This is a genomic window from Ruegeria sp. ANG10, from assembly GCF_040705255.1.
GTDB lineage: Bacteria > Pseudomonadota > Alphaproteobacteria > Rhodobacterales > Rhodobacteraceae > Ruegeria.
Map to the genome: position 1 here is coordinate 104,438 of NZ_JBFCVU010000004.1, position 12,301 is coordinate 116,738.

Genomic DNA, 12,301 nt, shown 5'->3' on the forward strand with positions numbered 1-12,301 from the left:
CAACCTGCAATGAGAAATTCGGTGAAAGGTTGCATTGTCTTCGTTGTCAATGTGACGAAAATTATGCTCGCCGGCCCCTAACTTGCTATGGCAATGAACAGGTAATAGCCCCGTTTCAGACCTTGAGGTTCGGAATGATCTGCTTTTTGCGGCTCATGATGCCCGGCAGGACCACGGCGTCGCCGTTGACCGATGCGCCAAAGCTTTTCTCGGCCACGCCTTTGACCAGATCGTTCGGCACCAGCAAGGTGGCTTCTTCGTTCAGAATGTCGACCACGAACAGCAGCACCTGATCGACGCCGTCCTCGCTGGCCACGCTGACCATCGAGTCCGCCAGGCTGGCTTTGCGGTCCAGCACGACGCCGGGGGCCGTGGTTTCCAGAACCGAGACGCGGAACTTGGTGCCGTCGACCTCGTATTCCTTGCTGTCCATACGGATCAACTCTGCGTCCGAGAACGACGATACATCCGATTTTGCCGCGAACATGTCGGCGGCATAAGCCGATACGTCCAGGCCCAGTTCAGCAGCCAGTTTCTCGGCCACTTCGCGATCATGCGCAGTGGTGGTGGGCGAGCGGAACTCTAACGTATCCGACAGAATGCAAGTCAGCGCCGCGCCTTTGATGGCGTCGGGCATCTTGGCTGCGTCGTCGCCCATCAGGTCGACCATGATGGTGGCGGTGCAGGCCAGCGGGCGAACGGTAATATCGATCGGGCCTTTGGTTTCCAGACCGCCAACCAGCTTGTGGTGGTCGATGATGGCTTGGATATCGGCGCTGTTGATGCTGGCGGGCAACTCGGCCGGGTTGTTGGTGTCCACGATGACAACCGGCGCGTCCGCTTCAACGTCGTCGATGATGCGCGGCTTGGGCAGGTCCCAGCGTTGCAGCATGAACGCTGCTTCGGTGTTGGGTTCGCCCAGCAGAACGGGCTCGGCCTGTTCGCCTTTGACTTCGTTCAGGTACCATGACCACAGGATGGGTGATCCTGTGGAGTCGGTGTCGGGAGATTTATGGCCAAATACAAGGGTTGTCATGTCAGCGTCCTGAGAATGATAATTTGCGCGCCTTATAGGGCGGCCCGCCGGGGATGTCACCCGGCAGAATCCCCGCTGCGACGGTTGGTCTGTCTTTCGCCATGGCAGTCAGAAAGGCGCGCGGGTCAGGGTATATCCAGCCTGCTGCAATTGGTTCAGCAACCCGTGTGTGCCGCTAAGATGTCCAGCCCCCACGGCGATCACTGCGGTCTGATCCTGGATCTCCAGAATCCGCGGCATCCAATTGTTGTTGCGCCCGACCAGCAAATGCCGCTCGAAGGCTTGCCATTCTTCGTCAAACACCTCGGGCGACATGCCAGAATGCTCTCGCGCCAAAATACGGCCCAGCTCGATGGATTGTGCGTGATTTTCTTCGAAATATGCGTTTGCAATGGTGGCCATCTGGTCGTCGCTGGTTTCGTAGGAATTGGCCCACCGCGCCAACGATTCCGCCTGTTCCTCGATCGAGTGGATTTCAAACATAGTCATCAGTTCCTCAATGCTCTCCAGCGAAAATTGAGGGATGCCTTGATCTTCGGCTAAAACGGTTAGACGCGCGTCCAGCCCATGATTGGCGTTCGGGTCCTGAAGTAGGCATGTAGGCATGGCCAGCGTCATGCCCAGAAACCAGGGGCGCATTTTTGCTCCCATCCAACTGGGTATGCCGCGTTCGGCCAGCGCGGATGACAGGGTTGTCCAGGCCTCTTCGGGCAGCAGGTCGATCAGGGTGGGGCCGGACGTAATCAAGATCGGGCTCGGGTCCAGAGCCAGTTCCTTTTCCCAAGCCTTCATCTCGTCCTGGGTCACTTCGAAATAAAAGGCGTCGGCTTGGCTAAGTGTTGGCGTCAGGTTTGCGACAATCGCATCCATGCGCGGATCGTTCAGGTGCATCGTGCCTATCAGGTGCAGCACCGTTGTGCCCTTTGTTGCGATCCAGTGGTTGCCTTCTGCAAATGGGACGTTGGTCAGGGTTTCTGAAAGTTCGGCGTGGGCTGCAGGTGACAATTCGCCCTTTAGATCGCGCCCCTCGCAAGCTGCCTGAACCGTGACGGGCAGCAACAGGCAGATCACCAGCAGAATTATGCGCATGTGGAAATTTCCTTGGAAATCAGAGTTGCTGAAACACTGCCTCGGCAGGTGAATAGGTGCAAGGCCGATTGGAAACCTATGCCTGGCGTCTGGCATTCCGCCGCAAATCGCATAGCATGCAATCATGAACCGCGAGCAGGATCTCTATCCCCCCATCAAAGCGCTGTTAGAGCGTCAGGGTTATTCCGTCAAAGGCGAGGTTGGAGCGGCTGATATCGTGGCCGTGCGGGATGGCGAAGAACTGGTCATCGTCGAGCTTAAGCTGCGGTTTTCGCTGGCATTGTTTCATCAGGCGATCACACGGCTGAAAGTGACGGATCAGGTTTACATCGGGGTGTGCAAGCCCAAAGGCCGCAGCGCGCGTCGGGCGCTTAAGGACAATTTGGCGCTGTGCCGCCGGCTGGGGTTGGGTCTGATCACCGTGCGGGCGGATGGCAAGGTCGAGGTGCAATGTGATCCGGGCCCGTACGCACCGCGCAAGTCCAAGCCCAAGACTGCGCGCTTGTTGCGTGAATTCGACCGGCTTGAGGGCGATCCCAACGCGGGCGGTGCCACGCGGCACGGGATCGTCACGGCCTATCGTCAGGACGCCCTGAAATGCGCGGCGCATCTGGCGGAGTTCGGGGCGACCAAAGGGGCCGTAGTCGCCAAGGCAACCGGCGTTCCTGAGGCCACTCGCCTGATGCGCGACAATCACTACGGTTGGTTCGGTAAGGTGGAAAAGGGCGTCTACGACCTGACCGCCGCCGGGCAGGACGGTCTGAAACACTGGGCTTACAGCTGGGAACAGCCTGACTGAGCCCGGTTGCAAAAAATCCATCACAGCTTGTTGACTCGGGGATTTGGACCCCCTAGCTATGCGTCGTTATCACTCTCATATCCTGAGTGCTAACGCCTCGCCATCCGGCGAGGGGAGGATAAACAAACTTTGAGCCCAAGGAGCTGCAAAGATGGCATTGAAACCGCTTCATGACCGCGTGTTGGTTCGCCGTACCGAAAGCGAAGAGAAAACAGCAGGCGGGCTGATCATTCCTGACAGCGCAAAAGAAAAGCCCAGCGAAGGCGAAGTCGTTGCAACTGGCGAAGGCGCACGCAAGGACAGCGGCGAGTTGATCGCAATGGCTGTATCCGCTGGTGACAAGATCCTGTTCGGCAAATGGTCGGGCACCGAGGTTCAGGTCAACGGCGAAGAGCTGCTGATGATGAAAGAAAGCGACATCATGGGGATCATCGAGTAAGCAGCGCGCTTTCTCTGATCTTCATTTCCAACTTATTTCTCAAGGAGAGACAATATGGCTGCTAAGGACGTCAAGTTCGACACCGATGCCCGCAACCGCATGCTGTCAGGTGTGAACATCCTGGCCGACGCTGTAAAAGTAACCCTGGGCCCCAAAGGCCGCAACGTGGTTCTGGACAAATCCTTCGGCGCACCGCGCATCACCAAGGACGGTGTTTCGGTTGCCAAGGAAATCGAACTGGAAGACAAGTTCGAAAACATGGGCGCGCAGATGGTGAAAGAAGTCGCCAGCCGCACCAATGACGAAGCCGGCGACGGCACCACCACCGCAACCGTTCTGGCCCAAGCCATCGTTCGCGAAGGTCTGAAGCAGGTTGCAGCGGGCCTGAACCCGATGGACCTGAAGCGCGGCATCGACCTGGCAACTGCCAAGGTTGTTGAAGGCATCAAAGACGCCTCGCGCGAAGTCAAAGACTCGGCAGAAGTTGCACAGGTTGGCACCATCTCGGCCAACGGCGAAGCCGAAATCGGCCAGCAGATCGCAGACGCGATGCAGAAGGTTGGCAACGAAGGCGTCATCACCGTCGAAGAAAACAAAGGTCTGGAAACCGAGACTGATGTTGTCGAAGGTATGCAGTTCGACCGTGGCTACCTGTCGCCTTACTTTGTCACCAACGCAGACAAGATGATCGCAGAACTCGACGACTGCATGATCCTGCTGCACGAAAAGAAACTGTCCTCGCTGCAGCCGATGGTTCCGCTGCTCGAGCAGGTGATCCAGTCGCAAAAGCCGCTGCTGATCATTGCCGAGGATGTTGAAGGCGAAGCGCTGGCAACTCTGGTTGTCAACAAACTGCGCGGCGGCCTGAAAATTGCTGCTGTCAAAGCACCGGGCTTCGGCGATCGCCGCAAAGCCATGCTGCAGGACATCGCGATCCTGACCGGCGGTCAGGTTATCTCGGAAGATCTGGGTATGAAGCTCGAGTCCGTCACCATGGACATGCTGGGCACCGCCAAGAAAATCGAGATCACCAAAGACGAAACCACCATCGTCGACGGTGCTGGCGAGAAAGCCGAGATCGAAGCACGTGTTGCTCAGATCCGCACTCAGATCGAAGAAACCACCAGCGACTACGACCGTGAAAAGCTGCAAGAGCGCGTTGCCAAACTGGCAGGCGGTGTTGCCGTTATCCGCGTCGGCGGCATGACTGAAGTTGAAGTGAAAGAGCGTAAGGACCGTGTGGACGATGCTCTGAACGCAACACGCGCTGCTGTTCAGGAAGGCGTTGTTGTCGGTGGTGGTGTTGCTCTGGTTCAGGCCGGTAAAGCACTGGAAACTCTGGAAGGTGCAAACGCTGACCAGAACGCTGGCATCAACATCGTTCGCAAAGCCATCGAAGCGCCGCTGCGCCAGATCGCCGAGAACGCAGGTGTTGACGGTGCGGTTGTTGCGGGCAAAGTCCGTGAATCTGCTGACGCAGCATTCGGCTTCAATGCACAGACCGAAGAATATGGCGACATGTTCTCGTTCGGCGTAATCGACCCGGCCAAAGTTGTCCGTACCGCTCTGGAAGATGCAGCATCGGTTGCTGGCCTGCTGGTCACAACTGAGGCAATGGTTGCCGACAAGCCCGCCAAAGAAGGCGCGGCACCTGGCGGTGGCATGCCCGACATGGGCGGCATGGGCGGCATGATGTAAGCACGTCGATTTCGCTCCGGCGAATTCCGACGATCCCGACAGGCGCTTGGCCTTATGGCCAGGCAGCTTAGAGGGACCGCCATAAAACTTACTGACGGGGTCGCCTTAGGGCGGCCCCGTTTTTTTTGCAACCAGGTCGCGCTGGAAAGTGAGTGTGCAAACGCCCGCGATACCGCTATGCGGTTGATATGCGTTTGTTTCTGCTCACCACCCTGACCATGTGCGCCTTTGCGGCGAATTCGATCCTGAATCGTCTGGCCATAGACAGCGGGGCCAGCGACCCCGCCGGGTTTGCCATAATTCGCGTGATGTCCGGGGCCTTGGTGTTGACCGGTCTGGTTTGGCTCAGGTCGGGGCATCTGCCTTTGCGCAACAGGCGCAGGATTGCCGGGGCTGGATCGCTGTCACTCTATATGATCGGGTTTTCCATTGCCTATCTGACGTTGGATGCGGGCCTTGGGGCGCTGATCCTGTTTGGCGTTGTGCAGATCACAATGTTCGCAGTGACGTCGTTAACCGGCAATGCTCCGAGTGCGCGACAGATGGGGGGCGCGGCAATTGCCCTTATGGGGCTGGCCTATGTCCTGTGGCCGTCCGAAGCAGTACCGGTCGACCCGATTGGCGCAGCTCTGATGACAGCTGCCGGGGTCGGATGGGCAGTCTATTCGCTGGTTGGGCGGTTTGAGCCTGACGCCCTTGCCGGAACGGCGGCCAATTTCGTTATAGCCCTGCCAGTCACTGCGCTAGCGTTAATGCTGACCGTTGGGGGGTGGCAGATGAGTGGCGCTGGCTACCTGCTGGCCGTCCTTTCCGGAGGTGTGACCTCGGGGATGGGCTATGCCGTATGGTATCGGGTATTGCCGCAACTAGCGCCAAGCACGGCGGCGGTGGTGCAATTGAGCGTACCAATCATCGCAATCCTCGCTGGCGTTTTGTTGTTGGGAGAAGTCGCTAGTTTGCGCCTGATCTTTGGCGCGGCGCTAGTTCTGGGCGGCATCGCGCTGGCTGTCCTGCGCCTGAAGCCGCGCTAGGGGTTTCAACGCAATCGGATAACGCTTATCTGGCGGCTATGAGATATCTGCTTGCCCTGTTTCTGTTCCTTTTTCCCGCCGTGGCCCAGGCCAAATGCGTGGTGCTTTTACACGGGCTGGCGCGGACCGAGGCGTCTTTCACTGTGATGGAACAACTTTTTCAGGCGCACGGGTACACCGTTGTCCGACCTGGCTATCCATCGACCGATTTGCCGATACCTGAGCTGGCGAACCAGACATTACCAGACGCCTTCGCGGCCTGTGGTGATGAGACCGTGAACGTGGTGGCGCATTCGATGGGTGGCATCCTGCTGCGCTATTGGTTGCAGGATCATCACCCAGAAAATCTGGGCCGAGTGGTCATGCTCGGCCCGCCCAATCAGGGCAGTCAACTGGTGGATGAACTGGGCGCTTATGAGGTGTTCGGCATGCTGCATGGTCCCGCCGGGCTGGCCTTGGGCACAGGCCCCGAGGGTATACCGCGCAAGCTGCCACCCGTTGATTTTGAGGTGGGCGTCATCGCTGGTGAGAACTCTTTGAACCCGCTGTTTTCCTCTCTGATCGACGGCAAGGATGACGGCAAGGTCTCGATTGAAACGACAAAAGTGGACGGCATGACGGATCACATCGTCCTGCCGGTGACTCATACCTTTATGATGAACAATCCCCGCGTCATGGCGCAAGCGCTGCATTTCATCGAATTCGGGCAGTTCGATCCGCAGATCACCTGGTTGGATGGGGTGATGGATATCATCAACGAAATCTGTATCGGGCAGGATTGCTCGGAACCCGAGTCGGAGCCCACGCAATGACCGTATTGAACCTGACCTTGACCGGCGCAGAGGTGCTGCTGCCGGAGTATGGCCTTGTGCCCGCCGATCTATCTTTGGCGGATGGCATCATTCAAACGGATCAGACCGGGCGTCAGATCGACCTGTCCGGCTTTCTAGTTCTGCCCGGCATTATCGACCTGCATGGGGATGGGTTCGAACGCCACATCGCGCCACGCCGCGGGGCGATGAAACAGATGAACGAAGGCATTCTCTCGGTCGAGGCTGAACTGGCTGCGAACGGTATAACCACTGCAGTTCTGGCCCAGTTTCACAGTTGGGAGGGCGGGGTGCGTGGCCCGGAATTCGCGGATCAGGTGTTTCGCGCCATAACCTCGGTCAAGGATCGTGTCGTGACCGACCTGATGCCCCAGTTGCGGTTCGAGACACATATGCTGGATGACTATTCGGACCTGCCCGGCCGTATCGCGGACTGGCAGGTGCCCTATGTCGTGTTCAACGACCACCTGCCGCATGACCGTCTGGCCGAAGGGCGCAAACCGCCGCGTCTGACCGGACAAGCACTGAAAGCCGGGCGCAACCCGGACGCGCATTTTGAGATGCTGCTGTCCATGCATGCCCGTCGTGACGAAGTGCCAGCGGCGCTCGATGCGTTGTGTGCGACTTTGGACTCACAGCAGGTGCGCATGGGCAGCCATGACGACGCGACACCACAAATACGGGCCGATTGGCGGGCGCGCGGAGCGCAGATCTCGGAATTTCCCGAAACGCTGGAAGCTGCCGAGGCCGCGCGTGCCGCCGGGGATTACATCATATTAGGGTCGCCCAACGTAGTGCGCGGTGGGTCACACAAGGGTAATGTCAGCGCGCTGGATCTGATCACGATGGGATATTGCGATGCGCTGGCCTCGGATTATCATTATCCCAGCCCACGCCGCGCGGCGCTGATGGTGGCGAAGTCCGGCCTGGTGGATTTCGCCGGGGCCTGGGCGCTGGTGTCATCCGGCCCAGCCCGTGTCCTTGGTTTGCAGGATCGGGGCACGCTGGCCCCCGGCCAACGCGCCGATCTGGTAATACTGGATGCAGAGAACCACCGTGTTGCCGCCACGCTGGCAGGTGGGCGGGTCAGCTATATGTCAGGTGATATTGCGGCGCGGTTCGTCGGCTAACTCACCGCGCAATGCGGTTGAAATGCCCCATCTTGCGGCCTGCCTTGACCTCGGCCTTGCCATAGAGATGCAGCGCCACGTCGCGTTCCTGCGCCAGTTCGGGCACGCGGTCCATGTCCGCACCGATCAGGTTCTCCATAACCACGTCTGAATGCCGCTGACCGTCACCCAAAGGCCACCCAGCCACGGCACGGATATGCTGTTCGAACTGATCCACGGCGCACCCATTCTGCGTCCAGTGGCCCGAGTTATGCACGCGCGGCGCGATCTCATTCACAATCAGACCGGCGGGTGTCACGAACAGTTCGACGCCCATAACGCCGACATAATCCAGAGCGTTTAGGATATTGGCGGCCAGCAGAACCGCATCTGTACGCTGCGCTGGACGCAGGCGGGCAGGGACTGTTGTGGTGTGCAGGATACCGTCTCGGTGCACGTTCTCGCCGGGATCGAAACAGGCGACCTGACCATCCAGCCCGCGGGCCGCGATGATCGAGACTTCGTGGCTAAACTCCACAAACCCCTCAAGGATCGCAGGTGCACCGGCCATATCAGACAGCGCGGTCTCGGCATCCTCGGGCGCGTGCAGACGGGCCTGTCCCTTACCGTCATAGCCGAACCGGCGGGTTTTCAGGATTGCGGGCGTACCGATCTGCTCGATCGCGGCATTCAGGCTGTTCAGATCGGTGATATCCGCGAAGGGCGCGGTTTGCAGGCCAAGCCCCTGCAGGAAATTCTTTTCAGTCAACCGATCCTGACTGACGCGCAGCGCCTCGCGCCCCGGACGGATCGGGCAGTGCGCTTCAAGCAGGTCCAGCGCTTCGGTCGGGATGTTCTCGAACTCATATGTGATGACATCAACCGACCCGGCAAACGCCTTTAGCGCGTCGATATCGTCATAGGCGGCGGTGGTCACGCGGTCGACCACTTGCCCGGCGGGCGGGTTGGCACCGGGTTCGAAAATATGGGTCACAAACCCCAGACGAGACGCTGCCACAGACAGCATCCGGCCCAGTTGACCGCCGCCCAGAATTCCGATCCTGGCACCGGTTTGCAATGCGTCACTCATCGACGGGCTCCTCGGGGATCGACGCCGACAGAGCGTCGCGCCATGCGTCCAGTCGTTGCGCCAAAGCGTCGTCCTGCAAAGCCAGAATTCCAGCCGCCATCAGACCCGCGTTGGCACCGCCCGCCGACCCGATGGCCATTGTGGCAACGGGGAAGCCTTTGGGCATTTGCACAATGGAATATAGCGAGTCGACGCCGGACAGCGCCCGCGTCTGTACCGGAACGCCAATCACCGGCACTCGGGTCTTCGACGCCATCATGCCGGGCAGATGCGCGGCCCCACCGGCCCCGGCAATGATCACATGCAGCCCGCGCGAAGCGGCGGTCTTGCCATAATCCCACAAGCGATCCGGTGTACGATGCGCCGAGACGATGCGTTTTTCGTACGCAATGCCCAGCTCATCCAGAATGTTCGCGGCTTCTTTCATCGTGGGCCAGTCCGATTGGCTGCCCATGATGATCCCCACTTTCACATCGCTCATCCGCTTGTTTCCCTGCCGTCCGAAAGAGCGCGCACTATAGCTAAATCGGTCCCAGAGGCAATGTGGTTTGGCGACCGTATCGCCCGTCTGACGTCCTGCTGAAAATACATTCGAATGAGTGTATACTTGATCGCGGGACAGTGGTCCCCGAGGAGGTACCCATGACAGATACAGTTTTGAAAAACCGGGACGGACAAGCCGTGCCGCCAGACAGTATTGAGGCATTCAAATCGCAAATTCGCGGGGCACTGATTTTGCCCAGTGACCCCGAGTATGACAGTGCGCGCAGTATATGGAACGCGTTGGTTGACAAATATCCCGGTGCAATACTGCGGTGCCACGGCACCGCCGATGTCGCGGCGGCTGCCAGGTTCGCGTTTGAAAACAACATACTGGTATCGGTAAGAGGTGGCGGTCATAACGTGGGTGGGCGCGCTGTCTGCGATGATGGTCTCGTCATAGACCTGTCCGGCATGCGGGCGGTACATGTCGACCCAGAGGCCCAAACCGTACGCGCTCAGGGCGGGGCCACGTTGGGGGATGTAGACTGCGAAACACATCTTCACGGCCTCGCTGTGCCATTGGGCGTCGTCTCGCAGACAGGTATTGGCGGATTGACGACCGGTGGAGGATTCGGCTGGCTGGCTCGAAAATACGGACCAACCTGCGACAACGTTATCGAGGCCGAAGTTGTAACGGCGGACGGTTCGATCAGAACCGCCAATGCGAACAGAAACCCGGATCTCTACTGGGGGATCTGCGGCGGCAGTGGCAATTTCGGCATCGTGACGTCTTTCCTTTACCAGGCCTATCCTCTGTCCACGGTGTTGGGGGGCATGATTGCATATCCCCGTGCCGCTGCCGCCGAAGTGCTGCGCGGTTTTCGGGATATCGTTTCGCGGGCACCTGATGAACTGACGGTCTATGCAGGGTTGTTGTGGGGACCGGATGGAACGCCGCTGACAGCTTTGGTGCCATGCTGGATCGGTGACGATAAAGAAGCCGGGCGTCAAGCAATCCAACCCCTTACGGAAATCGGAGAACCGCTGGTCGTTGATTTGCACGAAATGCCATTCCCGGCCAAGCAAAGCATGCTGGACGGGGCCTATGGGCCAGGCAGCCGGAACTACTGGAAGTCCGCGTATCTCAACGCGCTGCCGGATGAGGCCATTGATACGATCGTTGCACAATCCGAAGGGATGACAATACCCGGTTCGGGCATTTTGATCGAACATTGTGCAGGTGCAGCAAAGTCCAAATCAAACGGCGACAACGCCTTTGCGCAACGCGGTCATGACTATCTGATTGCGGTTCTGCCATTGTGGACTGATCCGGCTGATGACGCGGATCAGATTGCCTGGGCGCGCTCCATGCATCATGCAATGGCGCCCTATTCCACGGGCGGAACTTATCTGAACTATCTGGGTGCCGACGAAGACAGTGCGATAGAGACGGCATTCGGTGAAAATCTTGACCAAATGAAAGAGGTTAAGCGGAAATACGATCCAACCAATTTCTTCAGCGCAAACGCAAATGTTTCACCTTGAAACAGATGTCATCCGTTTGAATATGACGTAACACTGCAAAACTCGGTTCATAAGCGCCTTGAATGCGCGTGTGAACCGAGTGGCGGAGTTTTCAGGCGATGATGTCCGGTGTCAAGCGGTCCTCAATCAAACGAATGATATCTTTCAGGCGAAGTTTCTGCTTTTTCAACCGTTTAATCGTCAGTTGATCGGCTGTGCCGGTGGACTGCAGCGCCTCGATCGCTTCGTCCAGATCACGGTGCTGGCGGCGGAAAACCTCCAGTTCAACCCGCAAAACCTCGTCTGTTTTCATCGAAAGATCTGTTGGCGCATTCATGAGCGACTCAGTGCCTTTTGTGGTGCTTGTGACACAAGATAGTGTGTCAGGGTTTATCCGGCCAGACCTTGTGGACATCACGGCATAATCCCATATTCTATTATGCGCGGTTGCCGGAACGGGGCCGCATCACACGTCGCTTTGGCAATAAAGGACGAAAATACGTGTCAAAACTTACTCTTGGCTCATACCCGCATCTTTTGGGGTTCGAGCAGTTGGAACGCCTTCTGGAACGGTCTGCAAAGGCCGGCAACGAAGGATACCCGCCTTATAATATTGAGCAGACCTCGGACTTTTCATACCGCATCACCCTGGCTGTAGCTGGGTTCGCGGAACAGGATTTGTCGATCACAATCGAAGATCGTCAGCTTGTGATCCGGGGGCGCCAACGCGACGACAGCGAGGGGCGCATTTTTCTGCACCGCGGCATCGCCGCGCGCCAGTTCCAGCGCATGTTCGTGCTGGCCGATGGTGTCGAGGTAGGCGAGGCGATCATGGAAAACGGTCTGCTGCATGTGGACCTGACCCGCGCCGTGCCTGAAACCGTGGTGCAAACGATCAACATAAAAAAGGGGTAAGAGCTATGAATACACCGATTGAATATAACGCCGAAGGCGACCGCATCGTTTATGTGAAAACCGTCGATGTTGCCGATCTGCCGCGCGATGTCCGGGATAAGGCAGGTGATCTGGATCAGCTGTATGCGGTTCACGATTCCGACGGCCAGCAGCTTGCGCTTGTGACAGATCGCAAAATGGCCTTTTTCCTGGCCCGTGAACACGACCTATCACCGGTGGCCGTTCACTGAACGACCTCGCCGGTTACTTTTCGGCGTG

At 58.3% G+C, this 12,301-nt stretch carries 14 protein-coding genes; 9 read left to right on the plus strand and 5 right to left on the minus strand.

What is annotated here, in order from left to right:
- Positions 1 to 115 precede the first annotated feature (115 nt).
- The gene (locus AB1A64_RS10380; RefSeq protein WP_366551345.1) at positions 116 to 1,036 is read right to left on the minus strand and encodes a manganese-dependent inorganic pyrophosphatase; all 921 of its coding nucleotides are present in this window, start codon (positions 1,034 to 1,036) and stop codon (positions 116 to 118) included.
- Between the two features lie 108 nt (positions 1,037 to 1,144).
- Positions 1,145 to 2,125: a TraB/GumN family protein gene (locus AB1A64_RS10385; protein WP_366551346.1), complete on the minus strand. Its 981-nt coding sequence runs from the start codon at positions 2,123 to 2,125 to the stop codon at positions 1,145 to 1,147.
- A 124-nt stretch (positions 2,126 to 2,249) separates the two neighbouring features.
- Between AB1A64_RS10385 and AB1A64_RS10390 the strand changes: the two genes are divergently transcribed.
- The 6 genes from AB1A64_RS10390 to AB1A64_RS10415 all read left to right on the plus strand — a co-directional run bounded on the left by AB1A64_RS10390 (position 2,250) and on the right by AB1A64_RS10415 (position 8,052).
- Positions 2,250 to 2,924 (plus strand): DUF2161 family putative PD-(D/E)XK-type phosphodiesterase, encoded by a 675-nt coding sequence (locus tag AB1A64_RS10390; RefSeq protein WP_366551347.1) that lies wholly within the window; start codon positions 2,250 to 2,252, stop codon positions 2,922 to 2,924.
- A 151-nt stretch (positions 2,925 to 3,075) separates the two neighbouring features.
- Complete coding sequence (locus AB1A64_RS10395) at positions 3,076 to 3,363, plus strand: co-chaperone GroES (RefSeq protein WP_366551348.1); 288 nt, start codon at positions 3,076 to 3,078, stop codon at positions 3,361 to 3,363.
- A gap of 54 nt (positions 3,364 to 3,417) precedes the next feature.
- On the plus strand, positions 3,418 to 5,061 hold the full coding sequence (groL, locus tag AB1A64_RS10400; RefSeq protein ID WP_366551349.1) for a chaperonin GroEL: 1,644 nt from the start codon (positions 3,418 to 3,420) through the stop codon (positions 5,059 to 5,061).
- A gap of 188 nt (positions 5,062 to 5,249) precedes the next feature.
- Entirely contained in the window at positions 5,250 to 6,092 is an 843-nt protein-coding gene (locus AB1A64_RS10405) for a DMT family transporter (protein ID WP_366551350.1), read from the plus strand.
- A gap of 38 nt (positions 6,093 to 6,130) precedes the next feature.
- Positions 6,131 to 6,904 (plus strand): alpha/beta fold hydrolase, encoded by a 774-nt coding sequence (locus tag AB1A64_RS10410; RefSeq protein ID WP_366551351.1) that lies wholly within the window; start codon positions 6,131 to 6,133, stop codon positions 6,902 to 6,904.
- Positions 6,901 to 8,052, plus strand: a complete 1,152-nt coding sequence (locus tag AB1A64_RS10415) for an alpha-D-ribose 1-methylphosphonate 5-triphosphate diphosphatase (protein ID WP_366551352.1) — start codon at positions 6,901 to 6,903, stop codon at positions 8,050 to 8,052. Before AB1A64_RS10410 ends, AB1A64_RS10415 begins: the two co-directional genes overlap by 4 nt.
- Position 8,053: 1 nt before the next feature.
- Here the strand turns inward: AB1A64_RS10415 and AB1A64_RS10420 are convergent, their stop codons facing one another.
- Both AB1A64_RS10420 and purE read right to left on the minus strand, forming a co-directional pair.
- A complete protein-coding gene (locus AB1A64_RS10420; protein ID WP_366551353.1) occupies positions 8,054 to 9,121 on the minus strand; it encodes a 5-(carboxyamino)imidazole ribonucleotide synthase in 1,068 nt (355 codons plus the stop codon).
- Complete coding sequence (gene purE, locus AB1A64_RS10425; RefSeq protein WP_366551354.1) at positions 9,114 to 9,602, minus strand: 5-(carboxyamino)imidazole ribonucleotide mutase; 489 nt, start codon at positions 9,600 to 9,602, stop codon at positions 9,114 to 9,116. Before purE ends, AB1A64_RS10420 begins: the two co-directional genes overlap by 8 nt.
- 161 nt (positions 9,603 to 9,763) lie before the next feature.
- Between purE and AB1A64_RS10430 the strand changes: the two genes are divergently transcribed.
- Positions 9,764 to 11,149, plus strand: a complete 1,386-nt coding sequence (locus AB1A64_RS10430; protein ID WP_366551355.1) for an FAD-binding oxidoreductase — start codon at positions 9,764 to 9,766, stop codon at positions 11,147 to 11,149.
- 91 nt (positions 11,150 to 11,240) lie between these two features.
- Here the strand turns inward: AB1A64_RS10430 and AB1A64_RS10435 are convergent, their stop codons facing one another.
- Positions 11,241 to 11,465, minus strand: a complete 225-nt coding sequence (locus AB1A64_RS10435) for a DUF465 domain-containing protein (protein ID WP_058280035.1) — start codon at positions 11,463 to 11,465, stop codon at positions 11,241 to 11,243.
- Positions 11,466 to 11,629: 164 nt separating this feature from the next.
- Here AB1A64_RS10435 and AB1A64_RS10440 point away from each other — a divergent pair, with 164 nt between their 5' ends.
- Both AB1A64_RS10440 and AB1A64_RS10445 read left to right on the plus strand, forming a co-directional pair.
- Entirely contained in the window at positions 11,630 to 12,043 is a 414-nt protein-coding gene (locus tag AB1A64_RS10440) for an Hsp20 family protein (protein ID WP_170347844.1), read from the plus strand.
- Positions 12,044 to 12,048: 5 nt separating this feature from the next.
- On the plus strand, positions 12,049 to 12,273 hold the full coding sequence (locus AB1A64_RS10445; protein WP_170347845.1) for a DUF1150 family protein: 225 nt from the start codon (positions 12,049 to 12,051) through the stop codon (positions 12,271 to 12,273).
- The last annotated feature ends 28 nt before the right edge of the window (positions 12,274 to 12,301 follow it).